The 22,107-nt window shown below is 34.7% G+C and carries 17 protein-coding genes and 1 riboswitch; of the genes, 1 reads left to right on the top strand and 16 read right to left on the bottom strand.

The features are described from left to right. The first annotated feature begins 57 nt into the window (after positions 1-57). Positions 58-1,647, top strand: coding sequence for a M14 family metallopeptidase (locus FS458_RS03105; RefSeq protein ID WP_144697759.1), 1,590 nt, complete (start codon positions 58-60; stop codon positions 1,645-1,647). A gap of 42 nt (positions 1,648-1,689) precedes the next feature. On the opposite strand, the gene FS458_RS03100 is transcribed toward FS458_RS03105, so the two are convergent. From FS458_RS03100 to FS458_RS03025, 16 genes are all read right to left on the bottom strand, one after another. Further along, the gene (locus tag FS458_RS03100; RefSeq protein WP_144697757.1) at positions 1,690-2,064 is read right to left on the bottom strand and encodes a hypothetical protein; all 375 of its coding nucleotides are present in this window, start codon (positions 2,062-2,064) and stop codon (positions 1,690-1,692) included. Between the two features lie 12 nt (positions 2,065-2,076). After that, positions 2,077-4,161 carry an LTA synthase family protein gene (locus tag FS458_RS03095; RefSeq protein WP_186320430.1) on the bottom strand — a complete coding sequence of 695 codons (2,085 nt, stop codon included), beginning with the start codon at positions 4,159-4,161 and terminating at the stop codon, positions 2,077-2,079. 109 nt (positions 4,162-4,270) lie between these two features. Further along, the gene (locus FS458_RS03090) at positions 4,271-5,434 is read right to left on the bottom strand and encodes a glycosyltransferase (protein WP_313957513.1); all 1,164 of its coding nucleotides are present in this window, start codon (positions 5,432-5,434) and stop codon (positions 4,271-4,273) included. 460 nt (positions 5,435-5,894) lie between these two features. Then, complete coding sequence (locus FS458_RS03085) at positions 5,895-8,867, bottom strand: heparinase II/III domain-containing protein (RefSeq protein WP_186320429.1); 2,973 nt, start codon at positions 8,865-8,867, stop codon at positions 5,895-5,897. A 119-nt stretch (positions 8,868-8,986) separates the two neighbouring features. Beyond that, the gene (locus tag FS458_RS03080) at positions 8,987-10,171 is read right to left on the bottom strand and encodes a DHHW family protein (RefSeq protein WP_144697751.1); all 1,185 of its coding nucleotides are present in this window, start codon (positions 10,169-10,171) and stop codon (positions 8,987-8,989) included. 12 nt (positions 10,172-10,183) lie between these two features. After that, positions 10,184-11,605 (bottom strand): MBOAT family O-acyltransferase, encoded by a 1,422-nt coding sequence (locus FS458_RS03075; protein WP_144697748.1) that lies wholly within the window; start codon positions 11,603-11,605, stop codon positions 10,184-10,186. Positions 11,606-12,502: 897 nt separating this feature from the next. Next, on the bottom strand, positions 12,503-14,119 hold the full coding sequence (locus FS458_RS03070; RefSeq protein WP_186320428.1) for an Ig-like domain-containing protein: 1,617 nt from the start codon (positions 14,117-14,119) through the stop codon (positions 12,503-12,505). A 136-nt stretch (positions 14,120-14,255) separates the two neighbouring features. Beyond that, a riboswitch (cyclic di-GMP riboswitch) is annotated at positions 14,256-14,342 on the bottom strand. A 150-nt stretch (positions 14,343-14,492) separates the two neighbouring features. Beyond that, complete coding sequence (locus FS458_RS03065; protein WP_144697744.1) at positions 14,493-14,792, bottom strand: hypothetical protein; 300 nt, start codon at positions 14,790-14,792, stop codon at positions 14,493-14,495. 561 nt (positions 14,793-15,353) lie between these two features. Beyond that, positions 15,354-15,503: a DUF4304 domain-containing protein gene (locus tag FS458_RS21245; protein WP_144697743.1), complete on the bottom strand. Its 150-nt coding sequence runs from the start codon at positions 15,501-15,503 to the stop codon at positions 15,354-15,356. A gap of 467 nt (positions 15,504-15,970) precedes the next feature. Continuing rightward, positions 15,971-16,294, bottom strand: coding sequence for a hypothetical protein (locus FS458_RS03055; RefSeq protein WP_144697741.1), 324 nt, complete (start codon positions 16,292-16,294; stop codon positions 15,971-15,973). A gap of 186 nt (positions 16,295-16,480) precedes the next feature. Beyond that, complete coding sequence (locus FS458_RS03050) at positions 16,481-16,723, bottom strand: hypothetical protein (protein ID WP_144697739.1); 243 nt, start codon at positions 16,721-16,723, stop codon at positions 16,481-16,483. A gap of 70 nt (positions 16,724-16,793) precedes the next feature. Then, positions 16,794-17,099, bottom strand: a complete 306-nt coding sequence (locus FS458_RS03045) for a hypothetical protein (RefSeq protein WP_144697737.1) — start codon at positions 17,097-17,099, stop codon at positions 16,794-16,796. After that, on the bottom strand, positions 17,096-18,250 hold the full coding sequence (locus FS458_RS03040) for a lipase family protein (protein ID WP_186320427.1): 1,155 nt from the start codon (positions 18,248-18,250) through the stop codon (positions 17,096-17,098). The genes FS458_RS03045 and FS458_RS03040 overlap by 4 nt, the downstream gene beginning before the upstream one ends. 284 nt (positions 18,251-18,534) lie before the next feature. Next, complete coding sequence (locus FS458_RS03030) at positions 18,535-19,227, bottom strand: hypothetical protein (protein ID WP_144697732.1); 693 nt, start codon at positions 19,225-19,227, stop codon at positions 18,535-18,537. A 368-nt stretch (positions 19,228-19,595) separates the two neighbouring features. Further along, positions 19,596-19,712, bottom strand: coding sequence for a hypothetical protein (locus FS458_RS21310; protein ID WP_425589493.1), 117 nt, complete (start codon positions 19,710-19,712; stop codon positions 19,596-19,598). An 81-nt stretch (positions 19,713-19,793) separates the two neighbouring features. Further along, positions 19,794-22,055 (bottom strand): protein kinase domain-containing protein, encoded by a 2,262-nt coding sequence (locus FS458_RS03025; protein ID WP_144697730.1) that lies wholly within the window; start codon positions 22,053-22,055, stop codon positions 19,794-19,796. Positions 22,056-22,107: the final 52 nt, after the last annotated feature.

The raw sequence follows: 22,107 nt of genomic DNA, 5'->3' as shown, positions 1-22,107 counted from the left end.
AATTAGTTTAATAGTATACTAATAATTGCGAATCAGCACATATTTTAGGAGGGTCATATGAAAAAAATAATCGCCTTTATGTTAGCATTTACTCTCATTCTTCCAATGATGAGCCAAAAGGCTGAAGCTGCAGATTATGTAAATTTGAACGCAACGGCTACATACACAGGAATGACGGCAGACATAAAAGAATTATCAACGAAATACCCTGGACTTATTACATACAAATCATTAGGAAAAACCATTTACGGCCGACACATCTGGGCTGTGAAACTTGGTAAAGGTGATGCTACCGTCTTTTACAACGGATCTCACCATGGTCGTGAGTGGATTACAACGAATATCACGATGGAAATGCTCGATCAATACGCGAATGCTTACAAAAATAAGACCACTTTCGATGGCTACAATGTATTCAATCTATTAAATGATGTATCCATCTGGTTCGTTCCCATGGTGAACCCTGATGGAGTTACGCTTCAGCAATACGGTCCAAACGCTTTCCCTTCTACCGTGAGATCTAGTCTGATTAAGATGAACAACGGAAGCACCAACTTTAAGCGTTGGAAAGCGAACGCTCAAGGTATTGATCCAAACAGACAATATCCTCCTGGTTGGAGCAGTATTGAAGGCCCCACATCTCCATCTTACAAGAATTACAAGGGAACAAAGCCGCTTCAAACGAACGAAAACAGATTGCTGTATAACTTCACTTATTACGTAGATCCTGAGGTAACGATCTCTTATCATTCAGCAGGACGAATATTATATTGGCATTATAATAATACAAAAGAAAACTATACACGTGATTATAATATGGCAAAAGCTTTCTCATCTATGACTGGTTATTCTTTAGTCGCACCAGCTCCGGGTGGTGGTGGAGGTTATAAAGACTGGTTCATCAGTGAATTCAAACGCCCTGCGTTCACACCTGAGTTAAGTTATGCAGTCAACGAAACGAACCCTCCTCTATCAGTGATTCCTGAAGAATGGAAACGAAACAAAAAAGCTGGACTCTATATTGCAAATGAAGGCAAAAAACTTTGGGAAGGAAAGCTTACAAAAACGAATTACCTGATCACAAAGTTTGATAATACGTATTTGTATGACCGTCCGGGCACTCAGTATAAATCAACGTTGCGTTTTAATGCTCAGCCTGCAACGGTTATTGCTGAAAAAGGAAACTTTTTTAGATTAAATACGGTTCACGGTAAGAAGTGGGTGTCTAAAGGAAATTACGTAGTAGGTTCTGTTACTAGCTATTCAACTCCAATGCCTATCTTACTAACAGAACCGCTAACTTTATATACGCTTCCACTTACAAGTAAAGTGACAAGCAGTTCTGCTCCTGCCGGGGAATATAAAGCAGTTAAGTCTTATAAAAACTGGTATGCCCTTCAAACACCGAGTGGAGTTAAATGGGTTCAAGCTAAGAATGTAGTATTGAACTATAAACCCGTTGCAATCAATAAGCAGATTAATCTTACAACCGTAAAGAATCTGTATACCTATCCGTTAGAAGTACGCAAGACACCAACTGTTCTTCAGCCAGGTACAGCTAAAGCGACTAAGCAATGGAAAGATATTTGGTATTACATTGAAACGCCTCAAGGTAACGGCTGGGTAAAAGAATATACGGCACAATAATAAAGAGCTTACTCAAATATTTTTGAGTAAGCCCTTTTTCTATTAATCTGTTGTAACTTCAAATTTAGTAACACGATCGTTTTCATCAAACCAAAAAAGTAACCATTCACTATCAATACTAGGATAGCCACTCTCATCACCTAAATAATATACAATATTATCAGGCTCTTTCCTAGCTCCATCTTTCACGGGCTCTCCTAAAAGCTTAATGACTCTTGTGTCGGACCAGCCTTTAAAATCATACTTCTCTACTAAATCCTCTACTATGTCTCCTCGTTTGTCTTCTTGTGCATGCCATTTTTCAACCGAGAATGTGAATTTTGAACCTTGATAAGCCAAATAAGCATAAGGGAGTCCAAGAAAAAGAATGCCATTAAATAAGAAAGTAAGTAACAGTACCTTTAAAGTCTTCACCATGGTGCTCTCCTTTTATTTAAACAAAATCTCCCTGCTATATTGCTTTCCGACAAGAAGATCGTATTGCAGCATCTGGTAATCTTTCAATAATTGCTGCTGTTTTTTAGAAAGCGCAAACTCTGATCGTTGTTCATTATTAATTAGTAAGCCTGGCTTGATTCCGGGAAGCTCACTTTTCACCTCATCTAAAAACGTATAAAAAGGTGGCTGTTCAAGTCCTGCCAAATTAAACAACGTTGGTCCGATAAAGGAAGGACTCATCACTTTCAAATCTTCACGCGGCAAATCATAGTTTGCGTACATCAACAATGGTGTTTCCGAGAATTTTTGCAGTTCAATCTTCGGGTTGTATGGCTCCATAAACTTCGCTTCTTCATAGATTGCTTTATTTTGACCTAGAATAGGCAGATGGTCTCCCCATAAAACAACGAGTGTCGGTTCTTCCATCGTTTCAAGCTTCTTCACCAACAACTCTAGTGCACGATCGGATTGAGAAAGACCTTCCGCATACGTTTCTAGCTCTGCGTTGGAAGCCGGACTCAGTCCGGAGACTTTAATGGAATTCTTTTTATAACGATCTGCAGCATAGGGAAAATGATTCTGCATCGTTACAGCATGAACAAACATAGGCTTATCTTTACTCTTTATGTTATCTAGTATTTCATGAGCAACCGCTTCATCTGAAATGTACGGTCCCGTCATTTCTTTATTTTTCATCGAGTTCATATGAAGAAACCGATTGAATCCAAACGTGTCATACACCCTGTTTCTTTTATAAAAAACTTTATTGTACGGATGCATAGCCAAAGACTCATATTTCCTTGCTTCTAATTCACTAACAATTGAAGGAATAAAGTCTTTTTGATCGATCAGCTGTTGATACGGTAGTGATCCCGCTTTAAGGAACCTCATCGAAAACCCAGTAAGTGCCTCGAACTCAACATTGGATGTTCCTCCTCCAAACGTTGGTGAGAGAACACTTCCGGAAGAGTACTTCTTCATCAACTCTCGCGTAACTGGTAAAGGATCTTTGCTATACGTGACATTTTCTAGTTTAGTCGGATCCCAAAATGCCTCACTCATGATGAAGACAATATTAGGGTTCTTCACATCCCCTTTTTTCACTGGCTGTTTTTCAGAAGCCTGATCCTGAATTCGATTCGCTATTTCTTGAACAGCCTTCTTGCTATAGCCTGCTGGCTTATCAAAAGCATCCACGTGCAAGTTGGACAAAAAGCCAAATACCATTCCGTTGTCTCGATAGTTCGAAGGCTGATTCCAACGAACGATCTTCACGTCTGACTTTTCTGCGAGTGCGTTGACATACGTCTTTGGATAATTGAAAAAAGAATAAAAAATGAAAATGGATAAACAAAGGACTATCCCTCTTGCCCACCATGGCGTTTTGATTTCATTCATTTGCAAATAGATGATGACAACATAGCTAACAATAAGAACGAAAATCAGTCCAAGAATGAGCAACTTCCAAATAGAAAAAGCACCGAGAACCATTGGAATCACTTCAAGGATATGAGTGACCTGTTTGAAGTCTGATGGATAGAGCGGCTCACCCAGAAACGTCATCTTGTTTGCATGAGTAAGTCCGAAAAGAACAGTAACGCTAACACTCATGAATAAGCTTAAATAAAGTCTTCCCGTTACAGATAAAAACAAAAGATATAGGGAAAGAATAAACAAGGAACTAAGCACAAAGATTTTTGTCTTCCCTTGTATCCAGTCTATAAAAATATCTACGTTCATCCCGCTTTGGAAGAATTGAAGGATACCATAGAGAACAAAAGACGAGGCAATAATAAAGATGAAGACAAACATCATACGCAGTAACTTATTGTTTGTCATTTTCGCTGCTGCTTGTTCTCTCACAACAAACATAAATTTAAACCGTTGTAGTATTCCTAAAATCAAGAATACAACTATAAATAACCCTGCAAATACTTTGGTGTTCAACTGTGACCAATCAATTGCACGATCTATGCTCAAACCATGAAACATGGATAGTAAACTCAAGGATAGAATTATGGCTAGTAGACTATTAACCACTATAAACAATGTAGCTTTGTAAATTATTCTATTCATTATTACCTCACTTCTATTTTGGTTCATCCCCAAAAGATGTTTTCTTTATTATGGCAAATTTTCATAATAATTTAAATGAACATTTACATATATACAAAAAAAGGAACTCTTAACGAGTTCCCCATCCGTTCGATTTGATAGTAAGAAGCGCATAAAATCTTAACGGAAATAGCATGGTTAAATGTATGATTCCATAAACAGGTGCTAATAAAAATGTTAGTGGGTGTTTCAATAAGTAAAATACATTTCTTGCATAGGCAGATAATGAAATATAAGCCAGATAATAAAATAGTAAAACAAAACCTACTGATGTTGCTTTAAGAACAACACTTAAAATTAATGAGAAGCCAAACAGAATCCAAAGAGACATTTCTAATATCGTCCACACTAACACGTTCGGTTTCTTTAAACCAATACCAAATGAAATTAAGCTTTCTCTAAAGAAAGATTTATTCCATCTTAGTTGCTGTTTAATAAATTGCTTTAATGTCGTAGGTGCATCAGTTATACATCTTGCAGTAGATTGATAGACCGTCTTCCCTCTTAATATGGAGTAGTTTGTCAAACATCGGTCATCACCAAACTGTACGGTTTCACCAAGAAACATCTGGTTTCCATAATTCTCTAAATTGTCTTTAATAATTTCAACGCGATATGCACTTAATGGACCGCTACATACAAGAACATTTCCAGTTACAGATTGTGCAGCTCTTTCTACCCTGAATGCATTATCATAACGCATGTCTATTAACTTCGTAAGCAGGTTTTCTTTTCTGTTTCTGATGTTAACATGTCCCGTAGTCGCCATCACTTTTTCATCGTTAAACGGAATGAGCAACTCTCTTACAGCGTTCGGGAACAGATCTCCATCTGAATCGATCGTTACAACAAAGTCAGCTGTCGTTCTTCTAAATGCCCATAACTGAGCATGTCTTTTTCCGCTATTCTTTTCTAACCTATGTACAACTAAGTTAGGTATAGTACCAACTGTACCCTCAAGAGTAGCTGCTACTTCCTTATTGGTGAATTCTAATTCATTCTTCATTCTCAGTGCCATGTTATATGCAGATTGGTCTTTACTACCATCATCCACAAAAAAGATTTCATGAACCGGATAATCTTGAGCAAGAATACTATTTATCGTATTTCTAATAGCTTCCGCACTTTCGTTATAAGAAGGTATGACAACAGCGACTTTTGCTTGTTGCGCTTCTCCGACAGCAGGTCTGTAAAAGAAGGATAAAGACTGCTTAGTGAGTAAGTACAGGACCATGATAGAACCGTAAACTCCTAAGAAAACATTAAACGTACCTCGAATAAAATAACTCATAGCAAACATTGCGATGATTGTAATACTAAAAATGATAGATACGAAAACTAGTTTATTATTTGAATTCGAGTCATCATTCTTCGATTTTTTTATGTAATCGCTAAACTTTTCATATGATATGTAATCTGATAAATCAATCATATTTTTATTAATTTTAAAAACCTCCCTATCATTAATGTTTCATACTTTCTCTGTAAACAAACCCATGTTTATCCTTGTTCCTTTGTTATATTAAAGTACTAACTTAACATAATCAAGCTTTTTTACAATAATATAATAAGTTGTTTATTTCTTTATAAATAGGCTTAAATTGTTAATGTTTTCAAAATAAAATTATATGAATATATTTACATTTCACAAAAAAGCCCCCTCATATTTATTTATATGAGGGGGAAACTTATAACTATTTATTTATAGAGATCATAACTCGATCACCTAGGGACTTATAGTCTACAGAACTTCCATTTAGGTAAACCGAGTTAATACCTTTAGCATCTAAATAAAGACTAAGTTGTTTTAATTGGTTATATTGAAGTACCTGTACATGTAATTGGTCCTTATTTACTGAAAAGAGTATAGATGAATCAATTCGATACGTAGCATTTTTTTCAGTAACTGCTTTAGCTGCTAGCAGATTTGAGTTTGTGTTCGCTTTACTATAATTTTGATAATAGTGATGATCTTCATTTTCTAGTTCAATGGTGACACTGTTCTTCGTTTGAAGGGTTCCCTTTATCTGACTGATCTTCCCATTTTCGGAAGGACGGATAATCGTAATAAAGTCAGCTTCCTTGCTAAACTTTCTTTGGATGATAACCGGTTGACCATTCATAAGATTGGAAGGGCCGGGTCCTGTCGAAGTTATGACCTGTACGGGGTTTGATGTCGGAACAGAATAAACCTCCATGCCTGCTGTCTGATTCTTAAACACCCCGCTCCATCCTGTTAAAGTAGTTCCTGCCGATAAATTTTTTAGCTGTTCATAGCCATTTTTTTGATTATAAAGTAGTGATGGTGTATCCTTTACTGCCTTCGATTTAACTGTTGTACTCAACGAGCCCATTCCATGTAAAAACCAATCATATTGGTGCTCTTTAATCGGATCTGAAACATGAAACCAATCGAGGAGATAATCAGAATCCATCATGATTGATCGATTATACGTAATCCCCTTATAAGCGGAATTCGCTTCAGCATGCATATGCTTGAAGTCTCCCTCATCAATAAAAGAAATCATTTTTCCATGTGATTCTACTTGTGATTCCCCATCTACAACTACTGTATTATGACTTAGTGTCTGTTTATACCATGAACGATACAACGGATGTGAATAGGCTGGGGTTCCAAAATCAGGTGCCAGATTCGTTCTTGCACCATAAATATCCAAAGCTAACTTATCTAAGTGACCGTGTGATCCTCCATGTGGGCCATAATCCATTAATACATACAACTGATCTTCATTCTTCAGTGCATTAGACCTTAAAATCCCATGTCCTACATCTTTAAAATTTGTACTTTTAATAGATGATTGTCCGTTACCAATCACATCTTCACCAAAAAATAAGGCAAAATCTCCTCTCCTATACAATGACTTATATTTTTGGTTTAGTAACCACGAATAGGTAGGATCCTTATACCGGGAATAGGCAGATTCATAATCATTGTACCCTTTAGATGAAAAGGTATTGATCAATGAAGCTCCAAACTTCCCACCATCGTTATTAACAGGCAAGGTCAAGTTAGGATAAGCATACGATATAGGCGCATTAAACATTTGTTTAAGTGAAGGCTTTGAAAACAGGTCATAGTTCCATTTACTGACCGCTTCCCCCAAAATATTAAAAGCTGCCAATGTATACGTATGATAAGCCATAGACCCCTCCCACCAAAAGCCATCTGACATGACTCCATGCTGGATAAGGTGATTGAATCCATCTGGTCCATTTACAGCACGTTCAATGAATGAAACATCTCCTAACACGGTTCCCGCCATACCTATTGCTGCTATATGCCATGCCTGCCAGTTAGAGAGTCCTTTGGAGCTACTCTCTATCGTTTGAACGGACGGTCTGATCAGGTTGAGCTCGATATTCTTTTTACTAGTATCGTTTAATCCTTTAAAAGAATAAAGTAGGTCATATGATGTTAGAATATCGACCATTCCAACTGCCTCATCTAACGATTGCCAATACATTCTACCTCCTCGATCTTGTAGAGAGTAGTTCGGATATTTTTTTGCATACTCGTTTATAATTCTTACCGCTTCGTTTCCATACTGTTCTTTTCCACTTAATGCATAAGCTACCGACAATGTCTTTAATGCGGCAATGGCTTCATTGTGTTGATAGAATCTGTACCCTGCATCATAACGGTCGCCATAATAGTATGTATGTTCTTTTTTACAGAAATGTCCGTTCTGATAAGTAAGAGGTGATCCATCCTTACATGTATACCAGGAGGAATGCCCTGCTGATTCATCTGGCACTTTCACTTTTAATTTCAGTGCTTTTTGAGCTTCCCCTTCTAAATACCGCCAATAATTCTTAGCCCATTGCACATTATGTATTCTTTGTTTCGCTCTACTTAGCTCTTGTTCACCTATAAATGAGTTCGGATGCCTATGTTTCGAAAGTTGATAATCCGATACCTCGTATGGTAGCTGGACGCTATATTTTTGTGAAGAAGAAGAAATATTCACATACAACTCCTTTTTTTCGGATTTTGTTAAAGGTTGTTTAGACTGTATAACAAATTGACCAACAGCACCAGGTAAAAGGGTTAATTTTTGCTTATCTACTTTAAACTGATTGCTGTATTTTGAAGGAATCGTTAACGAGTATTCTTGCTTAGAATGAGCAAACTTGTTTTTTATCTTGACCTCAAACTGAGCATGTTCCCGGAGAGGAACTTTTAAGATTGTTGTTGCTTGATTTAAAACTTCACTAGGCTCCAAATGTATTTTCTTGTTCTTCTTATTGTGATCCACATCCACACCTGTTAGTTCTTCCAATGTATGCTCCGATATCATAGCAATTTTTCCAAACATTTGAGGTTGTTCAAGAACTTTAAACGACTTCCCACCAAGCTGTATACGATCTGTATTCATCGTCAGAACGATCTTGTTTCCTTTATAAGTTACCGTTGCTTGTTTCCTGCCTTTATCCCATCCCACTTTCGCACCGATCACTGAGAATATATCGTCAATGGGAAGCCACAGCGTATCACCTTTCCATACAGGCTCATTTTTTATGGACTTAACTGTATCATTCCAATAGACTCTCTTACTCGAAGTTGCTTCTACTATATAAGAAGACAATGAGATGAAGGGCAGAATTAATGTTACGATAATTATAAGTTTGGTATATGTAAACCTCATACCTTTTCCTCCCAATACCTTTTTCATACATATCGACAAGTCTCAGTATTGTTAAATAGTTTTGGGAAGAAAATAGATAGAAAAAGCTTGCAGATTCTTTCTCTGCAAGCTCAAAATAGTTATTTACTTCTACCTTCAAATGTATAAAGGTTTGGTGTTTGAATAGCTGAAGATACGTTGTGCACAAATAACACCATGTCCAGATCTTGTTTATTAAGATAGTCATACATGTTTCCGCCATTTAGACGTAAGTCGACAACATGTACTTCTTTAAAATGAGCACTTAAAAGTGGAATCATCGGATTTGCATAGGAATCCTTTAATACCAGCACTTTAAGGTCATTGTCTGCTTTTTCGTTCTTCACAACAATCTGCGATGCGTTTCCACCCATATATACATTGTAACGATCGGCATACATCTCTTTATCCCCTTGTTTGCTAAGATCGTAGAAAGGCTGACCGCATTCTCCTTTGATACAAACATCGTATCCATCGTAACCCTCTTTTGGTTCCATGATCTCGATCTGATCTGCTTTTTCTGCATAGGCTTTGTTTGATAGGCGTGCGGCAGATCCATAAAACTCAGGTTCTTTATATGTTTTTACGTTAAAATCAGAGAATTTTTTGGGTTCTCCAACTTCTGGGTGTTTTTCACTTAACTCTTTAATTACTTGTTGGTATCCATAGAAAGCTGCTTTTTGTTTCCAATGATGATCTGTATAAAAGTAGAGCTGTTCCTCTTGGTTCTTTTTCTCAATCGTTTTACGAAGATTGATCTGCTCCGCTTTCGGACTTAAACCTTCTAAAAAGTTATTCATGTTCTTTTGCGAGAAGTCTTCTGCAAAAGCAGGTAATTTGTCTTTGTTGGACATCACTTTTGTAGGTGCCATCGTGTAATATACATCAAGGCCTTTTGAATCACCATATTCAATGAATTTATTGATCTGTTGGTGTTCATCCTTAAGGTTCTCGATTTTATCGACAGCTTGTAGAAGGTATCCATCCTCTCCTAGAAAGACACCATTCACTTCTTTTTCTTTCATGAACTCTTTCTTGAAGCTTGAATAAAGCTGAAGCCACTCTTCTCTCTTATAGACCTGATCGTTATAGTAGGTTTCGAATTTTCCAAAATACTCGCCAGACAACAGGTCGTCGTCCTTTTCCACTAATGGAAATGATGCCATCTCTCTGTTTTCAAGCTCAGAAATTTTGGTATCTTCCGCTAGCACCATACCTACTCCCACCGTACTAATCAATCCTACAAAAGCAACGGCTAACACTTTTTCTCCAATGATTTTTCTCATATATAGCCCACCTTAGAATCTAAAATAAATGAAAGGATTGAAGGTTGAGTTCACCATGTACGCAATAGAAAGTAAAAGTACGGTCGCGTAATAGATCGGTGCACCAATTTCGTTTCCTAATACATAAACCTTGTTTGAAGCAGTAGCTTGTAATTTGTCGATTAACCACTTGAATAAAGGAGTAGCACTAATAATCGCAAGACATAATAAAACGGAATAATTTGTTAGGTAAAATGCTGCTCGTTCATCAAATAAAGGAGCATTTCCAAAACCAAACATTACTTTGAGATAGCTATACGCATAGGTGAACGTATCTGCTCTAAACAGAACCCAACCACTGATGATCAATATTAACGCATAGAGATGCTGAAGTGGTCTCCACATGCGGAAAATGAGTTTCTCTAAGAATGCTTTTTCCAGTGCAATGATAATTCCGAAGTACAATCCCCATGCGATAAACGTCCAGTTGGCACCATGCCAAAAGCCTGTTACAAACCAAACAATGAAAAGATTACGATACGTCATCAACTTGCCGTTTTTACTACCACCTAACGGGATGTACACGTAATCCCTGAACCATGATCCTAATGATATATGCCAACGACGCCAAAATTCTGAAATGGTTCTTGAGATATATGGGTATTTAAAATTCTCTAGAAAATCAAAACCAAACATCTTTCCTAAGCCGATCGCCATATCTGAGTACCCAGAGAAATCAAAATAAATTTGAAGTGAATAAGCGATAATACCAATCCATGCCATACCCACTGAAAGCTCGTTCGCTGGTGTTTTAAAGATTTCATCTGCAATGAAGCCTACGTTGTTCGCGATAAGCATCTTTTTAGCTAAACCGATAATAAATCGTTTAACACCTTCAGCAAACTTACCGAACGTTTCAACTCTTTGCTTGATTTGATCCGCTACCGTTTGATAACGCACGATCGGTCCAGCAACAAGCTGAGGGAATAAAGCGATATACAGGGCCACGTTAAGTGGATTTCTTTGTACTTCCCCATCTCTGCGGTATACATCAATCACATAACTCATCGCTTGGAAGGTGTAGAACGAAATTCCTAATGGTAGCGGTATTGGGTCCACATGAATGGATAGATCAAATGCCGCATTAATGTTTTCCACAAAGAAATTAGTGTATTTGAAAATAAACAAAATCGCGATGTTAGAAAGCACCATCGCTGTCATGACCCAAGTTACTGCACGTTTTCGATCTCGCACTCGGTCAACGACAAGACCAAACAAATAGTTAAGACCTATAGAACCTAACATGATCAAAACAAAAACAGGTTCTCCCCAAGCATAGAAAAACAGACTATAAGCCAACAGCAAAACATTTCTAAAGCTGCGTGGTACTAGAAAATACGTGAATAAAACTATGGGTAAGAATAAAAATAAAAAGACGGTTGAACTAAATAACATGGTGTTCCTCCTGAAGATCAAACTAATAAATAAAAATAGCTCTATTTCTTGTTATAGCCGATTACTGTGAAAGCGTCTATAAAAATTTCCCCAAAGAAAAGAAGCCCACAGTTAGGCTTCAGCACAAAATATATATTCGCACCATTATTCACATTCTTGGGTAATGACGATATGTAAATTAATGGTTCCATTTTCCTTGCGTGTTTTGTAAGTAATTATGACTCATGAAGATCACTTTAATTCCCTTTTTTATATCGGTCATAATTCGCTATTGTTTAGTGTTTTGGATAAATTTTATAAATACTAATTACATGGATTTTAATAAATTCAACAACTGCTCCTTTTTTTGGTCCTCCTTTTAACTAGCCTGCTTGATGCACTTCTTTTTTCTCATTGCATACACTCATAAGGATTAAGCGACAAATTATCTAAAATTCCCATCACGTTCGATAAGCATACCGAAAAAGAGCGTAATAGTAAGGAATCATCAACTCAAGAATGATAAACCCTATCCCTAAAGTAAGTTACATTAAAGTCTGTTTCCCTTTCAGAAAAAGGTCAGACTATGATAAAACTCTTTGTCTAAATAACTAATCCCTGTGATGATAAATAATATTGTGTAAACTATCATTGTTGCAATCTCCTCGTATTTCTATCATCTTGCAAACGAAAAAGCTTGTAGCTCTGGCTTTTTTGTCATTTCTTTTACTAATTGGTAGTGTGAGGAACATTCTCTAGAGAAGGATATTTGGTTAGAATTTTTTTATCTTGATAAAGAAGTAACCTCTTTGCTTTTGTTTTTCACAAAAATTACTCTTAATTTTGTGGTAACCTGTCCAAATTCCTAAAAAAAAAGAGCTATAGCAATTTTTAAATGCAATAACTCTTTAGTAACTGTTATTTTTTCACTTTTATACTTTTGCTCTTCCCTTTGTTTCCTGCTTGATCTTTAGCATAAACATTTAAATTTGTTCCTTCTTTTTGAGCTTTAATCTTTACTGTATAATTTCCGTTACTATTTACTTTTGCAGAACCTAGTACTTTACCACCCGCTTCTACATAAACAGTAGCATTTACCTCTGACTTACCTGTTACAGTTTTAGAGGATGTTTTGACAGCATTTATAGTAGGAACCCCAGGCGGTGTTCTGTCAACAATGCTAATGGTAACTTGTTGTGAACCGTATTTATTCTTTGCAGATATATTTATTTTCCCACCTGCTTTTTGTTTTGGAATTGCTATAGAAAATTCGCCTTTACTATTCGGTTTAACCTTATATTGCTTCCCAGCTAACGATAACGTTACTTCTTCCCCTTTAATTGCCTTTCCTTTTACAAGAGTTGATGCATCGCTTACCTCATCTACTTTTAGTGCTGGAAGAAGATTGGGTGAAGTAACATTTAAGATGTATTTTCCTGTGTTTTGAGAAAGCCAATAATTTTGAACTCTTAAATAGTATTCACCACGTGACAAAGTCAAGTTTTTGTTATACTTTGCTGGATTTTTCTTACTCCCGTGAATAGAAGTTTCTATTATCATATTATTTTTGCTATCAATCATTTCTATATCCGTATGATTATCTACAAAAGAATCTAAATTCACTTGAATAGTCATAGTAGAAGGGAGAGTAATTTTATACGTATCAATTTCATCATTCCAAGATAAGAAACCAGTAACAGGTTTGAAAAACGAAAGAGACTCTGCTTCTACAACTCCATTATTTGGTTCTTTTTCATTATTATTTGCATATTCTATACTAGTTTTAATTTGGTATTTCCCTGAATTCGAGCCATAATTATCAAACACTCGGATGTAATAAATGCCTGGTTCTAAATCTACTTGTTTGACATACTTCTCTGGATTCTTAGAGCTGCTACTTAAATTCGTTTTAAAAATTTCACTATCATCTTGGTCTACTAACTGAACTGAAGTCGAATCATCAATATAAGAATATAAATCGACTGTAACACGTCCTGCTTTTTGAAGAATAATCTGATACGTATCAATTTTATCATTCCAGGATAAGAATCCATTTGAGACTTTATTAAAATCTAACTTTTGAGCTTCTTCTACTCCATTATTAGGCTCTATATCATTACTATTTGCTGAAAGAAAATTTATTTTTAATTTAAATTCTCCAATGTCATCCCCATAATATTCTTGAATTTTCACTGTATATTCACCTTGCTCAAGATCTATCCATTTAAAATAACGTTGAGGTTCTTTACTACTACTATAAACAGATTTTTCAAATACTTTCTCATAGTTACTATCTACAATACTAATTTGGCTAGAAGATTCAATATAGGAAACAAAATCAATTGAAATTCTACCAGCTGTAGGTACTGATAGCTTGTATTCTTTAAACCTATTTAACTCTGTTAAACTATCAGTTATTTGATTCCCAAATACTATTGCATTATCTTGTGCATTAACCCCATGACTCCAAAAACATGAAAGAACTAATATTGTTGTTAGTAAATATTGTATAACTCTTTTGTACATTGTTTTCATAATAATTACCTCCTGTAATCTTAAAGATATATTTATTCCATTAGTAATACTAAATAGCTCCCCCCATAAAAAAATCATTTAACGTATACCAACCAAATTAGCAGGGGTATTGTTAAATGAGTATATATTACACATTTAATGCAACCCGGCTATCATAGTCTACCCTGACTTTAGACCCGTGGCTTTGCGTCCCCTTTTTTCAAAGGGTTTGCCAATATTTTCTTATCGGTAAGTATATAGTACCATTATTTTTTATTAATGGGAATATTTATATAATAACCACTGTAATATCAGCACTCTACATTAGAAAATGAAATATTCATAGAGCAAAAAAACTGTAAGCTACTAATATATTAGCAACTTACAGTTTAGTCTATTCTTTATCTGCACCAATTAACTCAACCTCATAATCTTTTGAGTAGTCTACAATGGCTTCAATCTTATTTTCCTTATCCCCTTTTTGGTGACCATAAAGGAAGATCTCAGTACCATTTGTTCGAGATGTGAACTCATGCTCTGTAATTACAACATCCCAACCCATCTCCGACTGAAAATATGCTCTAGCTGAATGTGTAGCCTTTTGAACGATTTTTTGCTCTTCTTCCTTAGACATTCCATTACACCCCTGCAAGATTAATAAAGCAAATAATAAACCTATTCCTTTTTTTAACATGCTCCCTCTCCTACCACTTTGGTTCCAAATTAATTTTTATAACAGATTGTAAACGATCCATTGTTTTCACAATCTCCATCTGAATATCTTCTAGTCTTTTTTCAATATTTCACCAAAGAAGGTTTCGCTACACTCATTCATTTTAATAGCAACCGTACTAGCCCAGCAGCTACTAAACTGCTCCATTCTTTTTTTATATTCCCATTGAACCTTCTTAATTCTACCAAGAAGTATCAATGATTTTTGTAAGTTATCAATGTCATTTATTAATTGAGAAAGTACCTTTGCTTAGATCAACGCACCCAATTGTTGAATAACTATTGGAATATTGAGGATATCCAATTCTGATCTGATGTTTTAATTAGTTTGAAAACATTTTCTGCAACTTTTGCATAATCATCCTCTGTAAGAGCGGTTTCGTATTTAAACCATATACCCATCATCCTCTAAGGAACTGGCTCCTAATCTATATCTATCATCTATATGGTGAGCATTCACTTTATTTGGTGGAATTTTTCTCCCCAATACATCGTTGTTCCTTCTGTAGGACAGGTTGCTAACTCAACAATAAAAATAGCCTCCCCATCTGTTAAATTGAAATGTAATCAAATCGATATTTTTTTTATTAACTCTTCTAAAATGCGGTAAGGAACCTTTAAATCCTTGTTCTCTTAAAATTGGTATTACTACCTGTTTTAAGGCTGCATCCATTTTCTTTCTTTCGTAGAGGACATTACATTGCTCCTTATATTTTGTATATCAAAAAATAAGCATTTCTCCTTCTAAAGAAATGCACCCACTTTGTGGAATAACTTTGAACTATAAACATTCTATTAAATCTTCCTGGCAGTCGTCCGACGGGTCATCAATAAATATCCAATTATCGTTGTGGACACCTAGTCCTTTACAATATTCCTCTGCATCGTCCAATTGGTCGAAACACAAATCAGCAAAACAAGATGCGTCCTTTTTTGTATTATACAAAAATACATACGTTTCTTCTTGAAGCTGGTAGATCATTACCTTGCAAATATTGTTTTTTTCTTCTTCTAGTAGTGCATATTTCCTCATATTAATCACCTATAATAACATTAGATTGACATCCCTAAATCCGCAATTCTTCTTCCTCTTGAAGAAATACACACGATCGTGGAATAAGGAAGTTATACAAATTACTTTTAAAAATGTATATTAATCATTTTGATTTCTGGTAACTTTATTTTACATCCGTCTGCAGTATCCGATACAAGGAATTCATTTAGTGAATCTTCAAACGTGATCCAATTTTCAGCAATGGGTAATAATGCCTGAATTGTATCATTTTCACTTATTTTTGGTTGCAGAACCATCTCTACTTCAAAGACGTAAATACCTTTAATCTTCCAGTAGGGTTTAATAACTTGTTTGGAAATTCTTTGGAGTTTAATATGACCAAGAACCTTTTCTGCAATTTGCATAACAACAGCTTCATGTTTAGCTTCTAGATACATTCTTAAAAACATTTCAATCTCCTATTCTTTGAATTATCATAATATACCCGCTTGCTCTAGAAAAGCACCCGACTGTAGAAGGATTCTATTATTCAAAAAAGAAAAAAGCTGCGTTAAGCAGCTTTTAATATGAAGGAGTTAAATCCTATCGGTATCTGTATCAATTACAACACTCTTCGTCATAATGAAATTGTTCTTTCATTTACTGCTATCGTATCCAATCGCTCCAATTTCATAGTCCTTAGAAAAATCGACCATTGCATGTATTCTGTTTTTCTTATTACCTTCTTGATGGCCATAGAGGAATACTTCAGTACCATTTTCCCTATCGGTAAATTCATGTTCGGTAATCACCACATCCCAACCCACTTCCTCTATGAAGTATGCCCTAGCTGAATGCGTTGCCTTTTGTACAATCTCTTCTTCTTCTTTTTGAGACATTCCATTACACCCCTGTAGAATTAACAATATGAGTAAAAAACCAAGAACCCTTTTAAACATCTGATCTCTCCTACCATTTTGGTCCAGAATTTATCTCGGCTTTCATGAGGGATTCTAACCTTCTCTTTGTTTCCAATATTTCAATTTGGCTTTCTTCTATTCTATGAATATGCTTTGCAAGTTCACTAAAAAACTCTTCACTCCGCTGATGTATATTTGTTGCCCCCTCACCAGCGGTCCAACTACTGAATTTTTCCATGCTATTTTTATATTCTAATTGAGCTTGCCGTAATTTTACAAGGAAGCTATCCAAAACTTCTTCAGAAGCATTCAAATTCTTAATGTCATTCATGAACTGAGGCAGTTTTTTATTCATACTAATTTATCCGCCTTTTCATATTGATCAGCTGCTTGTTTTAAGTAGTGACTCAGCTCTGCGGATTCTTGATCCAACCAATTTGACATACGTATTAAATCATCAATTATATTATATCCTGTATCACGGGTCTCATGTCGCTGTGCATCATCTAGAAGATTACCCTGGATACTAGCTTGAGTATAAGGGAACTCCGCCATTATTTTCTGTGCTGTTTGTTCTAAAGATAAAGCAGCATCCCTTAAATCTTCTGGAATGACCTTAATTAACTCTGCATTAGCACTGACGTATCTAGGAGAATTGAGAAGTTCCATACCTGTTAAGACATTGAAAATGATAGGGTTGTCTAAGTTTCCGAACTCATCAAATGTATATTGGTGCATTCCGTGGTATGTTTTAAACGATTCAAATAAGCGTTTAAACGGCTTTCCTTTGGTTTCTATGTTTTCGTAATCAAATTGGGTTCCAATGTAATAAGTAGAGCCAATATGACGTTCGTAGGGCTCTAATCCTCCCGCTCCAACAGAATCTTTTGGATGCACATAATTTACTACTGTTGAGTCAAAATTCCCTGCTATAACTTTTTGCTTGGTCGTATTATCTAATAAGTCAATAACACTTGGGGCGCTATAAGTCACTGCAGAGAGGTTGTGTTTTGCGGCAGTATATTGAGCCAGAGCACCACCTAACGAATGTCCCGTAACTGAAATCTCTACATGAGGATATTTCTTCTTTATATCGTTTACTAACTTATCTGCCTGCTGAAATTGGTTCTTCTTAAACCATTTCTCATTTTTTGAATTATAGTAAACATCGGGTCGGTCTACACGAGGATTTAGAATTTCCTGATCAACAGCAGCTTTCATTACAATGTAATCAACGTCAGTCTCGAAATCAGCCAAACCTGCACCAAAAAAATCATTTGCTTGTGTTCCTCTATATGCTATAACAACGTGATTATCCTTTTTTACTACGAAAGCATCAAAGCCAGTGGACTTATCAGTTAATTGTAGTTTTTGGTCTTTAATAACCTTCCATTCTTCAAGTTGTTCCTTATTTTTGAAAATCCATAAATTCGGTAGCTTTTCATGATTAACTTTATAGGCTTGCTGAGATAAAGATAGATATAATTTATCGCTATATGATGGCATAATATCCTCCATATCATTTTACTTTTTACTTCGTTTTCATTGTTTCGTTCCTTTTAAAGGGAATTTATACAAGCAAATCACTTTATTCTATTGGAAAAAATGCTCTATTTGCTTAATAATTCTATCCCAAAAAGAGAACAATAATATAAATCCAGTTATCATCGATATAATAAATGAGATGATAATAGGGTGTCTCTCTAAAAAAGACTTTTTATGATTCTCTGAGTTAAGCTGATGGCCAATATTAGAATTTTTAATTTGGTTATTATCACCAATTTTAATATTCATTTTTTCAAACCACCCAACAAATGACCTAAATTAGATTTATTGATTTTGTTGTTATCTCCGACTTTAAGTGAACCATCATAGATGATGTTTTGTATATTATAGACTACATTATCTCTTCTAAATTTATCCTCTTCCACTTGTTTTTCTATATCTAATTCATCCAAATTATGAAACTGTTTTTCAAGTTCCATAACAATATCAATAAGTTTAGATTTCACTTTAGATACAACACTATCAAGTTGATTAGATCCAAATCTGATTTTCATTGAAGCAATTTGTAGTTCTTCTGTTGAAATTGCGTGACAAAAATCGGTATCGATAATTTTCGCATAATTTTCTCGATTTTCATTATTAAGTATGTTTTGGATTGCAGAAATACTGTCTGTTATATTTACGGTAATAAGATTTTCATAGTGTTTATCATCTGTAATTAAGGATCTAACTGGAACAGGAGCTTCTGTATATTTAAAATTGTAATTCACCAAAAAGGTTCCAGTAGGTGTTCCTTTTAATATTCTATATTGTGGAAGAATTTCTTTCTGCCCTTTGTATCCTTCTAATTCACCATTAACCCACATAGTTATAGGCTCACTATCAAGATCTGATAAAATTACTTTTAAGCGCAGTAGTATATTTTCTATACTTTCTTTTCCACTCACTATATCTTTCAAAAGTTGGCTTCTTGCCATCTTAGTCAGCCCCTTATAATTAGCCTGTCAGTTATATATCCATTTTAACATATTTATCCTATTTTACATTTAAGGTTCTACAGTCTTAAACTTAGAAAAGTGTATTTAATATTTTACCCTCTATAATCACCACTGATTTTTGGAGATTGCTTAACTTATTCTAGACTCCTGCTACGGTTAAATAAAAAAGACTAACCTCAACGGTTAGCCTTGTCTAGTTCTTTAAAATCGACATTTAGTTGTTGCTCCGCCTTAAATAACTCATATATCCTTTAGCAATATTTAACTCATAAATCGTTAAAAATAGAATAAAAACATACTATATTGTTAATCAGCAATTGCACCCGTTTGTGGAAGTGAACTACTTTTTAAGTATGTAGATTTTCAATTTTAAAAGATAAAACGTTATTTTTTTTATCTATAATTGCTTCACTAGATAATGTTAAGTCACTTTCTTCATTATCAATCCAAAATTCAAACTCCAAAGCAAATGTTTAGTACTCCAAAAGAGAACCCGTTATAAAATTGCAGAGCTTTTACCAATCTTCTAGAAACAAAACAATTTTTTATTCAGGATATTTCTCGGATTCTTTACTTATTTTTTTAATTAATAATTCTTTGTCATCAGCACAAAAGTCAGACAAATATTTTCTTTCCCCATCTCTGAGGTGTCTATACCAAGTATCAAGTAAATACAAATAAATTTCCTCTATTTCCTCTTCTTTATATGCAGCAGCAGTACCTACTGTATTACTTAAAGCTGAAAATCTTTCTCCAATAACAGGATATCTATCAAGTTCATGTTCATTAATCGAAGATGTTATAGGAGCCAACTTAGCAACACCCTCACTATCAATTACAACACAATTACTGGTTTGATCGTTTCCCATAAGTATAGATTGATGAATGTCTTCTTGATTAAATAAGTGTTTAGGTCGTTTTATCCTCCTTAACTTGCTTGTAAAATGGACTGTATTAATTATTTCAAACTCATTAATATAATCACTAAAACTTTCTAAAACATGTCGGGAAAATTCATAAGCCTTTTCCCATGAATTAAATGATAAGTGATTATCAAATTTTTGGGTATTCATCGGAGAAAATAAATCTTCAAAATTAAATTCGTCTTCCTCTTTAATTTCTAACGTGAAGTTTCTTGAAACGAAAAACTCAAGTTCTGGTAATACATCAAAAAAAACATAATAATTTAATGAACCATTTTTCTCCTCATCTGCCTTATATGCACTTAAGTCTAAAGTTTTAGCATATTCCATAATTAATTGTTTTTCTTTTTCAAATGTTCCTAACCATTTCCTTCTCTCTTCTTCTTTTTCTATTTCTATTTTTTGTTTTAGCTTTTCACTTTCTTCAGGATTTTTTTCATGCCATTCAATTGATTTAATAACTTTTTCTATAAATTCTCTGAATTTATCAGGGGTATCATACTTAGTTTGATAAGCCCCATAACTATCCATTTTAAAATTATAAATTGAGTTTTTTGGAAAAATAACATAATTTCCTTTCAAACCTAAGATAATTTCACGCGAGGTGGATGGAAGAGCTTCCCCTTTATAAAAACCATAATTTTTGTGATAAGGTTCAATAAATTTCCCTGGTGCAATTTCTAATAAAAACTCCTCATATTTTTCTTCTTCTACTTCATAAACTCCCGATGGAGGAATTGACTCTGTTTCTAGAAAAAAGTAATTCCATTGTGGATCATCAAACGTTTCTAAATGAAGGCTCTTCGGTTTAATAATTCTTACAATGTCATCTAAATTCATTTCTATATAACCATGCAGTTCTGACTTATCGACACCTTTTAGATCCAATCCCCCGCCTCCAGGAAGAAAAGTATGATTTAGAGCTTTTAATTGGCTCACACTGTTCAGGACTGAAGTTATTGAATCAATTCTTCTCCATGTCGTGCTTTCAGCGCCTGCTGGTGATATTTCTTTCAAAATAAAATTCCATTCCACTCTAGTTCTTTTCTCAAAACTATCTTTAATTTCAAACCAATCATTTAACATTTCAAAAAATTGTACTGCGTTTAACCTATCTGTTGGTTCATCAATAGTTGCTTTGTTTAATAAATCATGTAGTGTTGTTAAATGAATATTTTCAAAATTTTTTTCAATTGTCACATGATTATTTTTATAGTTATATTGACCATCGAAACCTTTGTAATTTTCCGTTAGAGTCATCCAGAGTGTCTTAGCTATTGAATAAACATCTGAGGGTATTGGGTTTGCATTTTGTGCATATCTGCGCATTTCCGGAGCTATTGTTGTCCAAGGACCAACAGCTTCTCTAGTTTGAGTGAGCTCTTCCCTATCTGGGTATTTGACTAGTCCAAAATCACTTAAATACCAATTACCTTCCAAAAAGTAAATATTCTCTGGTTTTATATCCCTATGGGCAATTTTTCTTTTGTGTAATTCAATTAATATTTTGCTTAATTCTATAAAACATTTTACTTTTTCTTCGATATCTGCACCCTTTAATTTTTTACTTAATGGTATTGCTATTGGCATAAGGTAATAAGGTGAGTCACCTTTGATGATCTGTTCAAAAGGAGGTAAATATAAGTCTATTATTGGTAATACTCCCCGAATATCATGTTGGACTTCCTTTACGATATTAATCTCATTAATAAAACGTCTAATTCTAGATTCATTTCTTGTGTTGTTTAACAAATGTTGATGTAAAGTTTTGAGTGCATAGTATTCACCCGATTTTAAATCCTTTACTTTAAATACTTTCCCATTACCTCCACTACCTAGTTTTTCTATTACTTCATACTGATTGTTAAATAATTTGGATCTCATTAAATCACCCACTTAAAAAATTTTAAAATTCTTCCTTTGGTCAATAAACTTA

Origin of the sequence: Fictibacillus phosphorivorans (assembly GCF_007673525.1) — a bacterium.
Lineage (GTDB): Bacteria > Bacillota > Bacilli > Bacillales > Fictibacillaceae > Fictibacillus > Fictibacillus phosphorivorans_C.
The sequence above is the reverse complement of the archived record's forward strand: the minus strand, read 5'-3'. Positions and strand labels throughout refer to the sequence as shown.